At 64.3% G+C, this 17,970-nt stretch carries 17 protein-coding genes; 9 read left to right on the top strand and 8 right to left on the bottom strand.

All coding sequences use genetic code 11. The features are described from left to right. The first annotated feature begins 1 nt into the window (after position 1). Positions 2-337, top strand: coding sequence for a DUF5615 family PIN-like protein (locus ABID59_RS07750; RefSeq protein ID WP_354082981.1), 336 nt, complete (start codon positions 2-4; stop codon positions 335-337). A 6-nt stretch (positions 338-343) separates the two neighbouring features. On the opposite strand, the gene ABID59_RS07745 is transcribed toward ABID59_RS07750, so the two are convergent. From ABID59_RS07745 to ABID59_RS07730, 4 genes are all read right to left on the bottom strand, one after another. Then, on the bottom strand, positions 344-667 hold the full coding sequence (locus ABID59_RS07745) for a hypothetical protein (RefSeq protein WP_354082980.1): 324 nt from the start codon (positions 665-667) through the stop codon (positions 344-346). Between the two features lie 49 nt (positions 668-716). Then, entirely contained in the window at positions 717-3,701 is a 2,985-nt protein-coding gene (uvrA, locus tag ABID59_RS07740) for an excinuclease ABC subunit UvrA (RefSeq protein WP_354082979.1), read from the bottom strand. A 268-nt stretch (positions 3,702-3,969) separates the two neighbouring features. Beyond that, the gene (locus tag ABID59_RS07735; RefSeq protein WP_354034352.1) at positions 3,970-4,659 is read right to left on the bottom strand and encodes an outer membrane protein; all 690 of its coding nucleotides are present in this window, start codon (positions 4,657-4,659) and stop codon (positions 3,970-3,972) included. 236 nt (positions 4,660-4,895) lie between these two features. Continuing rightward, positions 4,896-5,663: an outer membrane protein gene (locus ABID59_RS07730; protein WP_354082978.1), complete on the bottom strand. Its 768-nt coding sequence runs from the start codon at positions 5,661-5,663 to the stop codon at positions 4,896-4,898. Positions 5,664-6,097: 434 nt separating this feature from the next. On the opposite strand from ABID59_RS07730, the gene ABID59_RS07725 reads away from it, so the two are divergent. The 3 genes from ABID59_RS07725 to gyrA all read left to right on the top strand — a co-directional run bounded on the left by ABID59_RS07725 (position 6,098) and on the right by gyrA (position 9,928). Beyond that, entirely contained in the window at positions 6,098-6,595 is a 498-nt protein-coding gene (locus tag ABID59_RS07725) for a single-stranded DNA-binding protein (protein ID WP_148753808.1), read from the top strand. 32 nt (positions 6,596-6,627) lie between these two features. Then, positions 6,628-7,086, top strand: coding sequence for a DUF2306 domain-containing protein (locus tag ABID59_RS07720; protein WP_354082977.1), 459 nt, complete (start codon positions 6,628-6,630; stop codon positions 7,084-7,086). 109 nt (positions 7,087-7,195) lie between these two features. Further along, positions 7,196-9,928 carry a DNA gyrase subunit A gene (gene gyrA, locus ABID59_RS07715; RefSeq protein ID WP_354082976.1) on the top strand — a complete coding sequence of 911 codons (2,733 nt, stop codon included), beginning with the start codon at positions 7,196-7,198 and terminating at the stop codon, positions 9,926-9,928. Positions 9,929-9,981: 53 nt separating this feature from the next. Here the strand turns inward: gyrA and ABID59_RS07710 are convergent, their stop codons facing one another. Both ABID59_RS07710 and ABID59_RS07705 read right to left on the bottom strand, forming a co-directional pair. Continuing rightward, positions 9,982-11,835, bottom strand: a complete 1,854-nt coding sequence (locus ABID59_RS07710; protein WP_354082975.1) for a potassium transporter Kup — start codon at positions 11,833-11,835, stop codon at positions 9,982-9,984. A gap of 189 nt (positions 11,836-12,024) precedes the next feature. Beyond that, positions 12,025-12,282, bottom strand: coding sequence for a hypothetical protein (locus ABID59_RS07705; RefSeq protein ID WP_354082974.1), 258 nt, complete (start codon positions 12,280-12,282; stop codon positions 12,025-12,027). Positions 12,283-12,563: 281 nt separating this feature from the next. On the opposite strand from ABID59_RS07705, the gene coaD reads away from it, so the two are divergent. From coaD to queA, 5 genes are all read left to right on the top strand, one after another. Beyond that, positions 12,564-13,061: a pantetheine-phosphate adenylyltransferase gene (gene coaD / locus ABID59_RS07700; RefSeq protein WP_354082973.1), complete on the top strand. Its 498-nt coding sequence runs from the start codon at positions 12,564-12,566 to the stop codon at positions 13,059-13,061. 37 nt (positions 13,062-13,098) lie between these two features. Next, positions 13,099-13,674, top strand: a complete 576-nt coding sequence (locus ABID59_RS07695; RefSeq protein ID WP_354082972.1) for a peptidylprolyl isomerase — start codon at positions 13,099-13,101, stop codon at positions 13,672-13,674. Between the two features lie 8 nt (positions 13,675-13,682). Beyond that, the gene (locus ABID59_RS07690; protein WP_354082971.1) at positions 13,683-14,108 is read left to right on the top strand and encodes a UCP034077 family protein; all 426 of its coding nucleotides are present in this window, start codon (positions 13,683-13,685) and stop codon (positions 14,106-14,108) included. After that, positions 14,105-14,569 carry a peptidylprolyl isomerase gene (locus ABID59_RS07685; protein WP_148753816.1) on the top strand — a complete coding sequence of 155 codons (465 nt, stop codon included), beginning with the start codon at positions 14,105-14,107 and terminating at the stop codon, positions 14,567-14,569. The genes ABID59_RS07690 and ABID59_RS07685 overlap by 4 nt, the downstream gene beginning before the upstream one ends. A gap of 117 nt (positions 14,570-14,686) precedes the next feature. After that, the gene (gene queA, locus ABID59_RS07680; protein ID WP_354082970.1) at positions 14,687-15,760 is read left to right on the top strand and encodes a tRNA preQ1(34) S-adenosylmethionine ribosyltransferase-isomerase QueA; all 1,074 of its coding nucleotides are present in this window, start codon (positions 14,687-14,689) and stop codon (positions 15,758-15,760) included. 114 nt (positions 15,761-15,874) lie between these two features. On the opposite strand, the gene ABID59_RS07675 is transcribed toward queA, so the two are convergent. Beyond that, the gene (locus tag ABID59_RS07675; protein WP_354082969.1) at positions 15,875-16,912 is read right to left on the bottom strand and encodes an aspartate-semialdehyde dehydrogenase; all 1,038 of its coding nucleotides are present in this window, start codon (positions 16,910-16,912) and stop codon (positions 15,875-15,877) included. 217 nt (positions 16,913-17,129) lie between these two features. Next, positions 17,130-17,735, bottom strand: a complete 606-nt coding sequence (locus ABID59_RS07670; protein WP_148753819.1) for a PepSY domain-containing protein — start codon at positions 17,733-17,735, stop codon at positions 17,130-17,132. Positions 17,736-17,970: the final 235 nt, after the last annotated feature.

The raw sequence follows: 17,970 nt of genomic DNA, 5'->3' as shown, positions 1-17,970 counted from the left end.
CTTGCCTTACCTGATCGACGCTCAGCTTCCCCCTGCACTCGCGGAAGCCATGCGTCGCGCCGGGTACGATGCGGCTCATGTGGCCGAGTTCGGGTTGGCAAACGCGACCGACGGGACAATCTGGAACGAAGCCGTTTCTCGATCGGCCGTTCTCGTGACCAAGGACCGCGACTTCTCACTTTTACGTGCAGCAAAAAAGCAGGGACCGGTCGTGCTGTGGGTCCGGGTCGGCAACATCGACAATCGCGCCTTGTTCCGTCGGTTTCTGAGCGCCATGCCGCAAATTGGTGAAGCGGTTGAACGGGGTGAGGCAGTCATTGAATTCGTCGGCAGCTAGCAAGGCTCACCGCAACTTGCGGACGTGAACATTGATGTCGAGATCGATATTGCCAACGCAGGTCTGAGTCGTGCGGTGGGAGCCGCCTTCGTGCCAGCGACCATTGCGCGCCCGAGCGTCGCTGACATTGGCCAGTTTCAGGCATCGCCATTGAGGCAGCGGACCCCCGCTCTCGCCGGCGAACTGCCAAGCCAGCACGGCCTCCTCGCCGCGTTTGTCGGTGCCGATGATATGCGGGCAGAGCTCGCGATGGCGGCCCTCGTAGACGCAGGTGACCTGCTGTTCAGTGAGAATGGCGTTGCGAAAGAGCGTATAGGTTCGGCTCGGCATGGAGATCACTCCACGGTAGCTTGATCCCGGTTGTCGAAAGCGACGGAGACTACTCCGCCGCCTCGCTCGTGCTCCGCCGCTTCGGCTTCCGCGCCTTCTCCAGCACCGGCGCCAGGAATTTCCCTGTGTAGCTCCGCGGTGCCTTCGCAATGTCCTCCGGTGGGCCCCAGGCCACGATCTCGCCGCCGCCGTCGCCGCCTTCGGGGCCGAGGTCGATGACCCAGTCGGCGGTCTTGATGACTTCGAGATTGTGCTCGATGACGACGACCGTGTTGCCCTGCGCGACCAGCTCGTGCAGCACCTCCAGCAGCTTCTTGACGTCGTGGAAGTGCAGGCCGGTGGTGGGCTCGTCCAGGATGTAGAGCGTACGGCCGGTGGCGCGCTTGGACAGCTCCTTTGCCAGCTTGACGCGCTGGGCTTCGCCGCCGGACAGCGTGGTGGCCTGCTGGCCGACATGGATGTAGTCGAGGCCGACCCGGTGCAGGGTCTGGAAAGTCTCGCGCACGCGCGGCACCGCCTTGAAGAACTCGGCCGCCTCCTCGACGGTCATGTCGAGCACGTCGGCGATGCTCTTGCCCTTGAACAGGACCTCCAGCGTCTCGCGGTTGTAGCGTTTGCCCTTGCAGACGTCGCAGGTGACGTAGACGTCGGGCAGGAAGTGCATCTCGATCTTGATGACGCCGTCGCCCTGGCAGGCCTCGCAGCGGCCGCCCTTGACGTTGAAGGAGAAGCGGCCGGGCTCGTAGCCACGCGCCTTGGATTCGGGCAGGCCGGCGAACCACTCGCGGATCGGTGTGAAGGCGCCGGTATAGGTCGCCGGATTCGAGCGCGGGGTGCGGCCGATCGGCGACTGGTCGATGTCGATGATCTTGTCGATATGCTCGAGGCCCTCGATGCGATCATGCGGCGCGGCGCCTTCGCTGGCGTTGTTCAGCTTGCGCGCGATGGCCTTGTAGAGCGTGTCGATCAGCAGCGTCGACTTGCCGCCGCCGGAGACGCCGGTGACCGCGGTGAACAGGCCAAGCGGAATCTCGGCCGTGACGTTCTTCAGGTTATTGCCGCGCGCGTTCACCACCTTGATGGTGCGGCGATGGTTCGGCGGACGCCGCTCCGGCACCTCGACCTCGAGCTCGCCGGTGAGATATTTGCCGGTGAGTGATTTCGGGTTGCGCATGATCTCGGCGGGCGTGCCTTCGGCGATGATGTGGCCGCCATGCATGCCGGCGCCGGGGCCGATGTCGAGCACGTGGTCGGCGAGCAGGATCGCGTCCTCGTCATGCTCGACGACGATCACGGTGTTGCCGAGGTCGCGGAGCCGCTTGAGCGTGTCGAGCAGACGGGCGTTGTCGCGCTGGTGCAGGCCGATCGAGGGCTCGTCCAGCACGTAGAGCACGCCCGTCAGCCCCGAGCCGATCTGCGAGGCGAGGCGGATGCGCTGGCTCTCGCCGCCGGACAGCGTGCCGGAGGAGCGGGAGAGGGTGAGGTAGTTGAGGCCGACGTCGAGCAGGAAGGTGAGGCGCTCGCGGATCTCCTTGAGGATGCGGCCGGCGATCTCGTTCTGCTGCGCGTTCAGCGCCTCAGGCACGGTCTCGAACCAAGCGCCGGCGCCCTTGACCGACAGCTCCGAGATCTCGCCGATATGCTTGCCGCCGATCTTGACGCAAAGCGCCTCGGGCTTCAGCCGGAAACCGGTGCAGGCGCCGCAGGGCACGTCGTGGAAATATTTCGCGAGCTCCTCGCGGGCCCATTCGCTTTCGGTTTCCCGATAGCGGCGATTGATGTTGGTGATGACGCCTTCGAACGGCTTCTTGGTGTCGTAGGAGCGGACGCCATCCTCGTAGGAGAACTTGATCTCGTCCTCGCCGGAGCCATGGAGGATCGCGTCTTTCGTCTTCTTCGGCAGATCCTTCCACTTGGTGGTCAGCGTGAACTTGTAGTGCTTGCCCAGCGCGGTCAGCGTCTGCACGTAATAGGGTGACGACGATTTGGCCCAGGGCGCGATCGCGCCCTTGCCAATCGCGAGCTCCTTGTCGGGGATGACGAGGTCCTCGTCGACATGCTGCTCGACGCCGAGGCCGCCGCAGGCCGGGCACGCGCCGTAGGGATTGTTGAACGAGAACAGGCGCGGCTCGATCTCGGGAATGGTGAAGCCGGAGACCGGGCAGGCGAATTTCTCCGAGAACAGGATGCGCTCGGGCCCGCTCTTGTCGTGGATCTTTGCGGTCTTCTTCTTCTCTTTCTCTTCGGCAGGCGCGGCAGCAGTCGGTGTATCGGCATACTCGACCACGGCAAGGCCCTCGGCGAGCTTCAGCGCGGTCTCAAAACTCTCGGCGAGGCGCTGGCCGATGTCGGCGCGCACCACGATGCGGTCGACCACGACGTCGATGTCGTGCGGGAATTTCTTGTCGAGAACAGGCGCTTCCGCAAGCTCGTAGAAGGTGCCGTCGATCTTGACGCGCTGAAAGCCCTTCTTGAGCCATTCGGCGAGCTCCTTGCGGTACTCGCCCTTGCGGCCGCGCACCACCGGCGCGAGCAGATAGAGGCGGGTGCCTTCGGGCAGTGCCAGCACGCGGTCGACCATCTGCGAGACGGTCTGGCTCTCGATCGGAAGTCCGGTGGCCGGCGAATAGGGCACGCCGACGCGGGCCCAGAGCAGGCGCATGTAGTCGTAGATCTCGGTCACCGTGCCGACGGTCGAGCGCGGGTTCTTCGACGTCGTCTTCTGCTCGATCGAGATCGCTGGTGACAGGCCGTCGATCTGGTCGACGTCAGGCTTCTGCATCATCTCCAGGAACTGGCGGGCATAGGCCGAGAGCGACTCGACATAGCGGCGCTGGCCTTCCGCGTAGATGGTGTCGAAGGCGAGCGAGGACTTGCCGGAGCCGGAGAGGCCGGTGAACACCACAAGCTTGTCGCGGGGAATCTCGACGTCGATGTTCTTGAGGTTGTGCTCGCGCGCGCCACGGATCGTAATTGCGCGCAGACTCGAGCCCGCGGTCTGCTGTTGGCGCTTCGCCTTGATCACTTCATCCATCCGAGTTGCCCTCAAGGAATCCCAAAGGTGCGCGATCGCGCCGACCTAAAAGGCGCGCTTCGCCCGGAACCGGGATCGGCGCCGATGGGTATGCCGGCGAACGTAGGAAGAACGGAGACGGATTTCCAGTGGGACTTGCGAATCGTCAACGGATTGTTGGCGTGCTGGCGGGACTTGGCAGTAGGAGCTCGGCCAGAACGCCCCGCGAAAAACAAAAAGGCCGGCGCAAGGCCGGCCTTTCGTGACGATGTGACGTCGGTGGCGAAGATCAGTACTTCGCGACCACCGGGCCATTGAAGTGATAGTTCACGCCGACCTGCACGGTGTGGAAGTTGAGCGTGCCGGTGGGCAGGGTGCCCGAGAAGTAGCTCTCGCCGCCGAGGCTGCGATAGAGGTACTCGCCCTTGACCGACCACTGCGGCGCGAAGAAGGCTTCGACACCGGCGCCGACGGTCCAGCCGGAGTGCCACTTGCTGTCCGACGCGGTCAGGCCGAGTGCGGAGAGGGTGATCTTGTTGTCGATCCAGGCGTAGCCGCCCGTGCCGTAGAACAGGACGTTATTGACGGCGTAGCCGATGCGGCCGCGAACGGTGCCCATCGCGTCGGTCTTCGAGCTGGCGGTCGCGGTCACGACGCCGAAGCCGGGGACGAGGGTCGCGCCGGTCGCCGTAGCGCTGACGTCAGCCCAGGCGCCATCAGCCTCGATACCGAACACGACGTTGCCGGTCTGCCAGTTGTAGCCGGCGGTGCCGCCAACGAAGCCACCCTTCATCTTCGGGTCACCAGAGGCGGCTTCCCAAGCGCCGCCACCGACGATACCGAGGTAGAAGCCGGTCCAGTTGTAGACCGAGGCCACGGCGACCGGAGCCTTGGTGTAGGGCCGAGCCGCCAGATCGGCAGCCGAAGCGGCGCCAGTGAGGGCGAGCAGACAGGCCGAAGCCAACAAAATCTTCTTCATATTCAACAATCCCAGTCCCAGTTTCTGTTTTGGGCTTCCGTGCGTCGGAAGCAGCATCGGACGCTGTTGTCCAACTTGGGTCGGCTTACATCATTGAAGCCGCAAGTTGTGTCTCTCAAAAGTCACACCAGATGCAAAATGTAATTGCCGCTGACCTATAGTTCCCTCCGGGGGAACTCGCAGCAAAAAGGCCGGCGCGAGGCCGGCCTTCCATCTCCCAGTGAAATCAGCGGATATCAGTATTTTGCGACGATCGGGCCGCCAAAGCGATAGTTCAGGCGGACAAGACCCATATCCACATTCTGGCTGATGCGGTCGGTCTGGAATGCAATGCCCCCAGGTGCATTGAGGGTAAGCGTCCGATTGCCCAGGAAGATGTGGTCGTACTCGACGCCCACCGACCAGTTCTGGGCGAAGCCGAACTCCAGGCCGGCGCCGACCGTGCCGCCCCAGCGGGTATCGCTGGTGGACGCGAGCAGAGCGCCAGCGCCGACGAAGCCGGGCGCGGTGTAGACGTTGAACTTGTCGGCGACCACGGCACCGCCGCCCTTCACGTAGAACAGCACATTGTTCCAGGCATAGCCGACCTGACCCGTGAACAGGCCGAAGGCGTCGATCTTCGAGCGGTTGCGCTGGTCCGGGAAGAGAACGCTGACATTGTCGCCGGAGAAGTCGGCCCAGTTGCCCTGGCCTTCGAGGCCGAACACCCAGTTGGCGGATTGCCAGCGATAGCCGACCTGGCCGCCGACCGTGCCGCCGGTGGCGTTGTGGCAACCTTCGCCGCCCACGAGCGCGCCGCCGCCGAAGACGACGCTGTCCCAGCATTTGTGGCTCGAGCCGCCACCGCCGTTGATGCCGATGTAGAAGCCGCTCCAGTCGTAGATGGCGGCGGCCACCGGCGGCGGCGCCTTGGTGTAGGGACGGGCCGCAAGATCCGCTGCACTCGCCGGTGCAGACAGGCCGAACGCAACGATACCAATTGTGCCAAACAGAATTTTCTTCATTGCAGTCTCCCCAGTGTCGTCCGCTTCAATAATCCCGAAGCGTTCAATCAGGCGCGACGCCCATAAGAACCAATTCCGAGGCAACCGTAGTGCAATCTGGAGGTCGAGTCCGTCGCCGGAATGCAACAGTCATGGGTCAATTGAAGCGCACCTAACTTGATGAATGTTAAGCGCTTTTCATGCTTTGACGGAACTCGGCAGGGTTCCAATTCATCGCACGATGAATAGCGGCCCCTGGGTAGCGGCGTGCGCGCGTGTTCGGGGTCAAATTCCGCAGGAACAAATCTGGAACAGATGCTCGGCTGATGCTATATGTGGGGATAACCAAGGGCGCGGCGGGTCGATCGGCGCTCGTAAGCGTATAGGGTCGGCCCAACAGGCGGCAGTGCGGGCGCGCCTTTTAAATTCAGCGGCATTCGGAGTGGAGAGCGGCGATGGCGGGAAGCGTCAACAAGGTCATTCTGGTCGGAAATCTCGGCAAGGATCCGGAAATCCGCCGCACCCAGGACGGGCGGCCGATCGCGAATTTGAGCATCGCCACCTCGGAGACCTGGCGCGACAAGAACAGCGGCGAGCGCAAGGAAAAGACCGAGTGGCATCGCGTCGTGATCTTCAATGAAGGGCTCTGCAAGGTCGCCGAGCAGTACCTGAAGAAAGGCGCCAAGGTTTACATCGAGGGCGCGCTCCAGACCCGCAAATGGACCGATCAGGCCGGCGTCGAGAAGTACTCCACCGAGGTCGTGCTGCAGGGTTTCAACTCGACGCTGACGATGCTGGACGGCCGCAGCGGTGGCGGGGGAGGTGGCAGCTTCGGCGACGAGCCGGGCGGCGATTTCGGCTCCTCCGGTCCCGTCAGCAGCGCACCGCGCCGCCCAGTTGCCGCCGGCGGCGGTGGTGGCCGCAACGACATGGACGACGATATCCCGTTCTGAGGCGTCCGGCTCCAAGCCGGAGGACGCGCCCCATGAGCCTCGCGCCATTGCTCGATGCCGCTCCGGCGATCCCGCTGCATGCCTTCGCGGCGATGGCGGCCTTCGTGCTCGGTCTGGTCCAGTTCGCCGCGCCCAAAGGCACACTGCCGCATCGGACATTCGGCTGGATCTGGGTGGCGCTGATGGCCGTGGTGGCCGCGTCCTCGTTCTGGATCCACCAGATCCGCATGGTCGGGCCGTTCGGCCCGATCCACCTGCTGTCGATCTTCACGCTGGTGATGCTGCCGCTCGCGGTGTGGCGGGCGCACACCCACCGCGTGACCGATCACCGCCGCATCATGATCCTGCTGTTTACCGGCGCGCTGGTCGTGGCTGGCCTGTTCACGCTGGTGCCCGGGCGCATCATGCACCAGGTGTTTTTCGGGGGCATAACTGGTGGTTCCAGGCGGCTCGTTCCGGCGCCACTGACGACGATGGCGAGAAGCGCGTAAGTCTCTGGAAAAACAAACGGAAAAACCGCTTCCCAAGGGCTCGCAAGAGTGGTTATCAGAGCCTCGATACGCTATATGATTCCCAGATAAAAACTCACCGGATTCTCCCTTGGCCGACGACGACAACAAGAAGCCCGGCGACGAGCCGGAGCGCTCGGATATTCGCCCCGTCTCCATCTTCGAGGAGATGAAGAAGTCGTATCTCGACTACGCCATGAGCGTGATCGTGGCGCGCGCGCTGCCCGATGCCCGCGACGGTTTGAAGCCGGTTCATCGCCGCATCCTGTACTCGATGCATGAGCAGGGCCACACGCCCGACAAGAAGTACGTCAAGTCCGCCCGCGTGGTCGGCGACGTCATCGGTAAGTATCACCCGCACGGCGACCAGTCGATCTATGACGCCATGGTTCGCATGGCGCAGGACTTCTCGATGCGCGTGCCGCTGATCGACGGCCAGGGCAATTTCGGTTCGGTCGACGGCGATCCCCCGGCGGCCTACCGTTATACCGAAGCACGGCTGACGAAGGCGGCGCTCGCTCTGCTGGCCGATATCGACAAGGATACAGTCGACTTCCAGCCGAACTACGACAACAACGAGACCGAGCCGTCGGTTCTTCCGGCCAAGTTCCCGAACCTTCTCGTCAACGGCGCCGGCGGCATCGCCGTCGGCATGGCGACCAACATCCCGCCGCATAATCTCGGCGAGGTCATCGACGCCTGCGTCGCGTTGATCGATAACCCCGCGCTGACCATCGACGAGCTCATCAACATCGTGCCGGGACCGGATTTCCCGACCGGCGGCATCATTCTCGGACGAGCGGGCATCCGCGCCGCCTATCACCTCGGCCGAGGCTCTATCGTCATGCGCGGCAAGGTCGCGATCGAGACCATCCGCAAGGAACGCGAGGCGCTCATCATCACCGAGATTCCCTACCAGGTGAACAAGGCGACGATGGTCGAGCGCATCGCCGAGCTGGTCAAGGAAAAGAAGATCGAGGGCATCGGCGACCTGCGCGATGAATCGGATCGCGACGGCTACCGCGTCGTCATCGAATTGAAGCGCGACGCCGTGCCGGACGTGGTGCTCAATCAGCTTTACAGATTCACGCCGCTGCAGACGAGCTTCGGCGTCAACATGGTGGCGCTCGACAGCGGCCGTCCGCGGATCATGCATCTGAAGGATCTGCTGGCCATCTTCGTCGACTTCCGTGAGCGGGTCGTCACGCGCCGCACCAAGTACCTGCTCGCCAAGGCGCGCGATCGCGCCCACATCCTGGTCGGCCTGGCGATCGCGGTCGCCAATATCGACGAGATGATCCGCGTCATCCGGACCTCGCCTGACCCGACCACCGCGCGCGACACCCTGATGTCGCGCGACTGGCCGGCCCGGGACGTCGAGGACATGCTGACGCTGATCGACGATCCGCGCCACCGCATCAGCGAGAACGGCACGATCCGGCTGTCGATGGAACAGGCGAGGGCCATTCTCGACCTGCGCCTTCAGCGTCTCACCGCGCTTGGCCGCGACGAAATCCGCGAGGAGCTCGACAAGCTCGCCGGCGAGATCGCCGACTATCTCGACATCCTGCGCTCGCGCGAGCGCGTGCTGGGGATCATCAAGACCGAGCTCGCCGAGGTGAAGGCGGAGTTCGCCACGCCGCGCCGCACCGTGATCATGGAGCAGGAAGGCGAGGTCGAGGACGAGGACCTGATCCAGCGCGAGGACATGGTCGTGACCGTGTCCCACGCCGGCTACGTCAAGCGCGTGCCGCTGTCGGCCTATCGCGCCCAGCGCCGCGGCGGCAAGGGCCGCGCCGGCATGCAGACCCGCGACGAGGATTTCGTCAGCCGCCTGTTCGTAGCCTCCACGCATACGCCGGTGCTGTTCTTCTCGTCACGTGGCCAGGTCTACAAGGAGAAGGTCTGGCGGCTGCCGGTGGCCGCGCCGAACGCGCGCGGCAAGGCGATGATCAACATCCTGCCGCTGGAGCAGGGCGAGCGCATCACCACCATCATGCCGCTGCCCGAGGACGAATCGACCTGGGGCAACCTCGACGTGATGTTCGCGACCACCGGCGGCAACGTCCGGCGCAACAAGCTGTCAGACTTTGTCGACGTCCGCCGCTCCGGCATCATCGCGATGAAGCTCGACGACAATGAAGCGATCGTCGACGTGCAGATCTGCACCGAGCGCGACGACGTGCTGCTGACCGGCGCCGGCGGCCAGTGCATCCGCTTCCCCGTCACCGACGTGCGCGTGTTCACAGGGCGCACCTCGATGGGCGTGCGCGGCATTGCACTAGGCGAGGGTGACAAGGTGATCTCGCTGGCGATCCTGCGCCATGTCGAGACCTCCTCCGACGAGCGTTCGGCGTACTTGAAAATGCGGCGTGCAGTTGTCGGCGAAGCTGCGGCCGAGGAGCCGGCAGTGGATGCCGAGGCCGAGGAGACCTCCGGCAGCTTCCAGCTCTCGCAGGAGCGCTATATCGAGATGTCGGCGGCCGAGCAGGTCGTGCTCACCGTCTCCGTCAATGGCTATGGCAAGCGGACCTCGTCCTACGAGTACCGCACCACGGGTCGCGGCGGCAAAGGCATCGTCGCCATGAGCGTCAACAACCGCAACGGCAACCTCGTTGCGTCCTTCCCGGTCGAGGATGCTGATCAGATCATGCTGGTTACCGACAAGGGCCAGCTGATCCGCTGCCCGGTCGAAGGCATCCGCATCGCCGGCCGCTCGACGCAAGGTGTCATCGTGTTCGATACTGCCGAGGATGAGCACGTCGTCTCGGTCGAGCACATCACGGAAGAGGCGGAGAGCGGCAACGGAGCGAATGGGGAGTAGCGAGTGGCGAATAGGGTGTGCGGCTCTATTCGCTATTCGCCACTCACCCTTCGTTAAATCTCCAGCTCCGTGCCGAACTCCACGACCTGCTTGGTCGGCACCCCGAAGAACGCGGCCGAGCGTTCGGCGTTGCGCTGGAGGAAGGCGAACAGGCCTTCGCGCCAGACCCACATGCCCGGGATGTCCTCGCTCGGGATAATGGTCTCGCGGCCGACATAATAGGTGATGTCGGAGAGGTCGATGCCGGGCAACTTGCCCTGGCGGCACGCGAGCGTCAGGCCCTCATAGATCGTCGGGTTCTGCATGAAGCCGTAATGCAGGATCACGCGCGTGATGCCGGGGATGATCTCGATCACCTCGGCACGGTCCTGGTCGGCGATGTGAGGCAGCTCCTCGATCAGCACGGTGACGAGGACGATGCGTTCGTGCAGCACGTGGTTGTGCTTGACGAATTGCGTCAGCGCGAGCGGCACGCCGTTCGGCGCGGACGCCAGGAACACGGCGGTGCCGGGGAGACGTGCGCTGCATTTGTTGACCGCAGTCTCGATCAGGTCCTCTTCGGGCTGGCGCAGCTTTCCGCGCGCGGCCTCTACCAGCTTCACGCCGGCGCGCCAGGTCAGCATCAGGAAGGCGACGAGGGCGGCGAGCAGCAGCGGAAACCAGCCTCCCTCGAACAGCTTGATCGAGTTGGCGGAGAAGAAGACCACGTCGATCACGAAGAAGAAGCCGTTCACGGGGACCACGAGCCAGGGCGAATAGCCCCACTGGATCGCGACCAGGGCGGCGAGCAGCGTGGTGATGGCCATCAGCAGCGAGACCGCGATACCGTAGGCGCCGGCGAGCGCGTCCGATGTGCCGAAGCTGACCACCGCGCCGAGGGTTGCGGCGGCGAGCAGCCAATTCACCAGCGGCACGTAGATCTGGCCGATCGCGGCGCTCGTGGTGTGGCGGATCTGCATGCGCGGCAGGAAGCCGAGCTGGATCGACTGCTGGGTCAGCGAGAACACGCCGGAGATGATCGCCTGCGAGGCGATCACGGTCGCCACGGCCGAGAACGCGACCAGCGCGTAATGCAGGACGTCGGGGCAGAGCTGGAAGAACGGGTTCTCGATCATGCCCGGGTCGGTGATCAGGAGCGCGGCCTGGCCGAAATAATTCAGCACCAGCGCCGGCAGGCAGATCGCGAACCACGCCAGCCGGATCGGCAGGCGCCCGAAGTGGCCCATGTCGGCATACATGGCCTCGCCGCCGGTCACGGCGAGGAAGGCCGCGCCGAGGATCGCGAAGGAGATATGGAAGTCCTGGTGGATCAGGAAGTCGAACGCGTAGAGCGGGCTCAACGCCGCCAGCACCGCCGGCGCCTTGATGATGCCATGGATGCCGAGCGCGGCCAGCACGAAGAACCAGGCCAGCATCACCGGTCCGAAGATGCGGCCGATGAAGCCGGTGCCCTGCTTTTGCATCACGAACAGGCCGACCAGGATGACGATGGTGATGGGCACGACCGCCGGCGCGAGCGAGGGGGCGTCGACCTTGAGGCCCTCGATGGCTGACAGCACCGAGATCGCCGGCGTGATCGCGCCATCGCCATAGAGCAACGCCGCGCCGATCAGGCCGACCACCAGGAGATGGGCGCGCCAGGTGCCTGGCTGCGCGTGACGGGCATGCAGCAGCGCCAGCAGCGCGACGATGCCGCCTTCGCCGCGGTTATCCGCGCGCAGGATCAGTAGTGCGTATTTCAGCGAGATGATCAGCAGCAGCGCCCACAGGATCAGCGAGGCAACGCCCAGGACAGCCTCGGGAGACACTGTGCCGCCATGCGCGGCCGCCTTGGCGGCTTCCTTCAGGGCGTAGAGGGGGCTGGTGCCGATATCGCCATAGACCACCCCGAGGGCGCCCAAGGTCATGGCAATCGGCAGCGGGTCAGGATGATGGCCGGAAGCGACTGCGGGCGTACTGGACAAAGGCGACCCCCCGATGGGATCGCGCCCTACGGGCCATTCCGAGGAGCGCGAGCGTCACGCAGTCTGCGACGAGACGCCGCAAATATCCATGGTGTTTATCGCGAGGTTCATGACGCCGAGCTGACAGACCGCCTACGGGGTGCGGTCCGCCGTCACCAAGCGAGCGATGCGAACGTCAGCCTTGGTGCCGGCGCGGCGCAGGCAGGACGCCTCGAAATTGGGCCAGGCCCGCTGCGAGCAGTCCCTGCCGATGGTCTTGATGTCGAGCCGATCGGCCTTGGCAAGCGGCTGCGGGACGCTCGCTTCAACGGTGGGAGCAAAACCGGGCAGGAAGGTGAGAGCAGTAGCAACACACGCAGCGATAGCGATCGCTGAAAGAGCCTTGATCATTTGACGGTCCCCTGTGATGCGGCCGCTACGCCCAGTGTGCGGCCCGTCATTCGTTGGCTGGATTAGTAACCATGACCAGTTTCCGGACGTCTTCGCCGACGCCGGAAATGGTTTCGTTCGTGCGCCGTTTTGTTTCGCGGACACCCCGAGGACGAAACAATCCGGGGCCTTCCGACAGGGACTGGCGGAAAAACCGGCAGGAAACAGGCAAGGAGCTGGCAAGGAGCTGGCAAGGAACCTGTCCGGCTTGCCGGGCCGGGCGGGGCGCGGTAGGACGTGCCATGCCGCGCATTGCCTTCTATCCGGGTTCCTTCGACCCCATCACCAACGGCCATCTGGACGTGGTCCGGAACAGTGTCCCGCTGTGCGATCGCCTTGTGGTCGCTATCGGGGTCCATCCCGGCAAGAAGCCGCTATTCTCGACCGAGGAGCGGCTCAAGATGCTCCACGACGTCTGCGGGCCGGTCGCGGCCCAGGCCGGCTGCACGCTCGAGGCCGTGACCTACGACGATCTCGCAGTCACCGCGGCGCGCAAGTACGGCGCGACCATCATGATTCGAGGTCTGCGCGACGGCACCGACCTCGACTACGAGATGCAGCTCGCCGGCATGAACGGCACCATGGCCCCCGACGTGCAAACCGTCTTCCTGCCGGCCTCCCCGGTGGTCCGCCCGATTACCGGCACATTGGTGCGCCAGATCGCCGCCATGGGCGGAGACATCACGGCCTTCGTACCGCCGCTCGTTGCATCCCAGCTCAAGGCAAAATTCGCCGGATAACGGCGCGCTTTTTCATCTCACCTGATCCGGAGTTTCCATGATCCGTCGTCTCGCAATTCTTGCCACGATGTTCGTCGCGCTGATTGGCGCAGTCCCGGCGGTGGCACAGCAGCTGCCGGCCAATCTCGACAAGGCCAACGCGCTCATCATCGACACCACCAAGGGCCGCATCGTCATCAAGCTCAGGACCGACCTTGCGCCGCAGCACGCCGAGCGCCTCAAGCAGCTTGCGCGCGAAGGCTTCTACAACAACGTGCCGTTCCACCGCGTGATGGACGGCTTCATGGCCCAAACCGGCGACGGCCAGAACGGCAACGGCACCGGCGGCTCGAAATATCCGAACCTGAAGCAGGAATTCTCCAAGGTTCATTTCGCCCGCGGCATCGTCGGCATGGCCCGGCGCGGCGACAGCGTCGATACCGCGAACTCGCAGTTCTTCATCATGTTCGCCGACGGCGGCAGCCTCGATAACCAGTACACCGTGGTCGGCGAGGTCGTGCAGGGCATGGACGTGGTCGACAAGCTGAAGAAGGCACCGGCCGGCTCGCCGGGCGGCACCGTCACCGATCCCGACAAGATGGTGAAGGTGCAGGTCGCCTCCGACATCAAGTAGCCGGGACGATGGCGCGCCGCGGCGACAGGCTCCTGTTCGCTGCAGCGGCGCTGCTGCTCGGCATCACCGGTGCGGCCGCAGAGGACGCACCGGTCAACACCATCCAGGACGTCTTCCAGCACTTGCGGACCTGCTGGAAGCCACCACCGCCCAGCAAGGCTCGCCCTATCGACATCACCGTCGTCGTGAGCTTTAACCGGGCCGGAAACATTCTGGGCCATCCGAGGATTACCTATGAATCCGCGGAGGCCTCCGACAGTGACCGGCTGCAATACCGGATCGCGGTGATGGAGGCGTTGCAACGCTGCACGCCGATGCCATTTACCGATGCAATGGCCGGCGCCGCCGCGGGACGTCCATTCGCGATCCAGTTCCGTAACCGCAAAACTTCACCTGACAAGACTTCACCCCCAACGCAAGAGAGACGAGCATGAGCGTCACCGAAAACACATTGATCCTCGAGACTACGCAGGGACCCGTCACCATCGAGATGCGGCCCGACCTGGCGCCCGGCCATGTCGCGCGCATCAAGGAGCTGGTCCGCGAAGGCTTCTACGACGGCATCGTGTTCCATCGCGTGATCGAAGGCTTCATGGCGCAGACCGGCTGCCCGCACGGCACCGGCACCGGCGGCTCGGGCCAGAAGCTGAAGGCTGAGTTCAACAAGGAGCCGCATGTGCGCGGCGTGACCTCGATGGCCCGTGCGGCGAGCCCCGACTCCGCCGACAGCCAGTTCTTCATCGTGTTCGACGACGCCCGTTTCCTCGACAACCAGTACACGGTGTGGGGCAAGGTGACCGAGGGCATGGAGAACGTCGACAAGATCAAGCGCGGCGAGCCGGTGCAGAACCCCGACAAGATCGTCAAGGCGCGGATGGCGGCTGACAAGGAGTAGCAGTTGCCGCTGTCATGCTCCGCGAAGGCGGGGCATCCAGTAACCGCCGGCTCTGGTTACGACAAAGATCGTGAGTACTGGATTGCCCGCCTTCGCGGGCGATGACAGGTTCTGGAAATGCGCACCGATCTGTTCGATTTCGACCTGCCGCCCGAGCGCATCGCGTTGCGCCCGGCGAGCCCGCGCGATTCCGCAAAAATGCTGGTCGTGGAGAACGGCGCGCTGCGCGACCAGACCATCGCCGACCTGCCACACTGGCTGAAGGACGGCGACCAGCTCGTCGTCAACGACACCAAGGTGATTTCGGCGCAACTCAAAGGCCGCCGCATCGGCCGCGAGACCGAGCCGAAGATCGAGGCGACCTTGATCAAGCGGCTGGACGGCTCGCGCTGGCAGGCGCTGGTGAAGCCCGCGAAGAAGCTTGTCGCCGGCGACCGCGTCCGCTTCGGTAACGAGGGCAGGGTCTGCCTGCTCGGCCATCTCGATGCCGAGGTCGAGGCCAAGGGTGGGGAAGGCGAGGTGACGCTGTCATTCTCGTTCCACGGCCCGGCGCTCGATCAGGCCATCGCCGATCTCGGCAGCCCGCCGCTGCCGCCCTACATCGCTTCGAAACGTACGCCTGACGATCAGGATCTCGCCGACTACCAGACCATGTTCGCGGCGAACGAGGGGGCAGTCGCAGCTCCCACCGCGGGTCTGCATTTCACGCCGGCGCTGGAGCAGGCGCTCGGCGCGCGTGGCGTCGGCATCAACCGCATCACGCTGCATGTGGGGGCAGGGACCTTCCTGCCGGTCAAGGTCGACGACACCGACGGCCACAAGATGCACGCCGAGTGGGGCACGATCTCCGCGGAGACGGCGGAGCGGCTCAACACCGCGCGCAAAAACAGCGGCCGCATCATCGCCGTTGGCACCACGTCATTGCGGCTGCTCGAAAGCGCCGCCAGCGAGGACGGCACTATCCAGCCGTTCACCGCCGAGACCTCGATCTTCATCACGCCGGGCTATCGCTTCCGCGCGGTCGATGTCTTGATGACGAATTTTCATTTGCCGAAGTCGACGCTCTTCATGCTGGTGTCGGCTTTCGCCGGCCTGGATACGATGAAGCAGGCCTATGCCCACGCGATTGCGAATGGATACCGCTTCTATTCGTATGGCGACGCGTGTTTGTTGTTTCGGGCGCGCGACTAACACCGGCGATGTAGTAGGGTGGGCAAAGCGAAGCGTGCCCACCATCTTTCCTGAATGCGCGGTAAGAGTGGTGGGCACGGCGCTCGCGCGCCTTTGCCCACCCTAGGATACCGGTTACGCCATCACCCGCTGCGGCAACAGCTCCGCGATCTGTACCGCGTTCAATGCTGCGCCCTTGAGCAGCTGATCGGCGGCCACGAACATCGAGATCGAATGTCCGGAGGGGTCGCTGAGATCCTTACGGATGCGGCCGACCAGGACGTCGTCCTGGCCCGAGGCGTCGATCGGCATCGGAAAGTAGTTCCTCACGCGATCGTCGACGACCTTCACGCCCGGGGCCTGCGCCATGATGGCGCGAACCTGGTCCTCGGTGATCGGTTTCTCGCATTCGAAGGTGATGGCCTCGCAATGGGCGCGTAGCACGGGCACGCGGACGCAGGTGACGCCAATGGCGATCTTCTCGTCCTCAAAAATCTTGCGGGTCTCCTTGATGACTTTGGTCTCTTCGTCGTTGTAGCCGGTCTCGGGGTCGACGGCGGTGTTGTGATTGAAGAGGTTGAAGGCGTAGGGGTGCGGCATCACCTTGGGCGTATAGACCTGCCCGTTGAGATTGGCGCGAGTGGACTCGACGAGCTCGTCCATCGCGGCAGCGCCAGCGCCGGAAGCTGCCTGATAGGTCGAGATGATGACGCGCTTGATGCGGTTGTTCTGATGGATCGGCCAGAGCGGCACCAGTGCGGTGATCGCGGCGCAATTCGGATTGGCAATGATGCCCTTGTGGTCGCGAATGCGGTTGCCGTTGACCTCGGGGATCACCAGCGGCACGTTCGGGTCCATCCGGAAGGCGGAGGAGTTGTCGACGACGACGGCGCCGGCCTTGACCGCGAGCGGCGCATACTTCTTCGAGATGCTGCCGCCAGCGGAGAACAGGGCGATATCGACGCCCTCGAAGGCGCGCTCGGTCAGCTCCTCGATGACGATGGCCTGGCCACGGAACGACACCGTCTTGCCGGCGGAGCGGGCGCTGGCGAGCGCCTTGAGCTTACTGATGCGAAAGCCGCGCTTGTCCATGGTGGCGATGAATTCGGCGCCCACCGCACCGGTGACGCCGACAATCGCGACGACGGGATCGTTACTCACTGTGTCCTCCATTGAGATCGATTTAGACAACAAAAAAGCCCCGGACCTTCGAGGGCGGGGCTTCGGTAGAGCTGATGCGTTTTAGTCGACGACTACGCGCGCACGCCTCCCCGGGCCCCGAAGGCCGTGGTGGTTTTGGTCGTGCGTTTGGTGGTCGTGAACATGGCGGCGACTTATGCGGGAGAGTTTTGCGCCCGTCAATGGGTTTTCGGCGGGATTGTAGCCTGCGCTATTTGCCCCGCGCGCCCGGCGGCTCGAGGATGACCTCCTTGAGATCGTCGCCGCTGATGACGACGATCGCGAAATTAAGCCGTCCGCGTTCGCGCACCAGTCCGCCGCTGATGGCTTTGCCGGACGCCGCCTGCTCGGCGACGCGCACTGCGTCCGCCAGGCGGTGTCTGATGGTGCCGAGCACTGCGAGGTTGCTGCGATCCTCGTGGTCCAGCTCGGCCAGGGGCAGGGCAGCTTCGCCGCCGATGAGCTCGCCGGTCGCGGCGTTGATGGTGTGACGCCAGATCCGGTCGTTGTGCAGGGTTTTGACCCGGTACACCGGTACGCCCGCGCCGCCGTCGAAGCTGATATCCGCGGTCGTGGCCCCGGCATGACGGGCTTCCGCAATCGCCATGGCCTGGCTGATCGAGATCGACGAGCCGCGGAAGCGTTCGATCTCGCGGCTGACGGCCTGGCGGTCCGCTGCAGCGTCCCCATCTGTCTCGTCGTGGAGGGCGGTGGGTGTGCTCCCCGCCGAGACGACCGCGCGGGCGGGCGCTGCGACGAGCAGCCCCGACAGGGCGACCGCCAGCAACCCGTACACCCGTCGTCTCGTCGCGCTCATGGTCGAATCCTCGGCCGGCAAGCCTTGAACCAGCAAGTGTGCCGGATAATCGTAAAGAAGTCGCGGCCGACCACGGGCAATGGCCGGCCGCTGATAGTCGCAACGGGCTGTACCCGTCGCGGCGATCTAAGCGGTCCGGTCCTCTTTTGGGGCTGGTGAAAAAAGTGGCCCGTCCCGCTCGATAAACAAAACCATACCGTATCGTTTTATTCTGTCAACGAAGAGACCCGCGTCC

The organism is Bradyrhizobium sp. S3.3.6, assembly GCF_040546905.1.
GTDB classification, from domain to species: domain Bacteria; phylum Pseudomonadota; class Alphaproteobacteria; order Rhizobiales; family Xanthobacteraceae; genus Bradyrhizobium; species Bradyrhizobium cytisi.
Note: the sequence above shows the minus strand (reverse complement) of the source record. Positions and strands in the feature narration are given on the sequence as shown.

Excerpts from the sequence above, each read along its gene's own strand:
- ABID59_RS07745 (WP_354082980.1), bottom strand. The coding sequence starts at position 667 with ATGCCGAGCCGAACCTATACGCTCTTTCGCAACGCCATTCTCACTGAA.
- uvrA (WP_354082979.1), bottom strand. The coding sequence starts at position 3,701 with ATGGATGAAGTGATCAAGGCGAAGCGCCAACAGCAGACCGCGGGCTCG.
- ABID59_RS07735 (WP_354034352.1), bottom strand. The coding sequence starts at position 4,659 with ATGAAGAAGATTTTGTTGGCTTCGGCCTGTCTGCTCGCCCTCACTGGC.
- ABID59_RS07730 (WP_354082978.1), bottom strand. The coding sequence starts at position 5,663 with ATGAAGAAAATTCTGTTTGGCACAATTGGTATCGTTGCGTTCGGCCTG.
- ABID59_RS07725 (WP_148753808.1), top strand. The coding sequence starts at position 6,098 with ATGGCGGGAAGCGTCAACAAGGTCATTCTGGTCGGAAATCTCGGCAAG.
- ABID59_RS07720 (WP_354082977.1), top strand. The coding sequence starts at position 6,628 with ATGAGCCTCGCGCCATTGCTCGATGCCGCTCCGGCGATCCCGCTGCAT.
- ABID59_RS07710 (WP_354082975.1), bottom strand. The coding sequence starts at position 11,835 with ATGACCTTGGGCGCCCTCGGGGTGGTCTATGGCGATATCGGCACCAGC.
- ABID59_RS07705 (WP_354082974.1), bottom strand. The coding sequence starts at position 12,282 with ATGATCAAGGCTCTTTCAGCGATCGCTATCGCTGCGTGTGTTGCTACT.
- coaD (WP_354082973.1), top strand. The coding sequence starts at position 12,564 with ATGCCGCGCATTGCCTTCTATCCGGGTTCCTTCGACCCCATCACCAAC.
- ABID59_RS07695 (WP_354082972.1), top strand. The coding sequence starts at position 13,099 with ATGATCCGTCGTCTCGCAATTCTTGCCACGATGTTCGTCGCGCTGATT.
- ABID59_RS07690 (WP_354082971.1), top strand. The coding sequence starts at position 13,683 with ATGGCGCGCCGCGGCGACAGGCTCCTGTTCGCTGCAGCGGCGCTGCTG.
- ABID59_RS07685 (WP_148753816.1), top strand. The coding sequence starts at position 14,105 with ATGAGCGTCACCGAAAACACATTGATCCTCGAGACTACGCAGGGACCC.
- queA (WP_354082970.1), top strand. The coding sequence starts at position 14,687 with ATGCGCACCGATCTGTTCGATTTCGACCTGCCGCCCGAGCGCATCGCG.
- ABID59_RS07675 (WP_354082969.1), bottom strand. The coding sequence starts at position 16,912 with ATGGAGGACACAGTGAGTAACGATCCCGTCGTCGCGATTGTCGGCGTC.
- ABID59_RS07670 (WP_148753819.1), bottom strand. The coding sequence starts at position 17,735 with ATGAGCGCGACGAGACGACGGGTGTACGGGTTGCTGGCGGTCGCCCTG.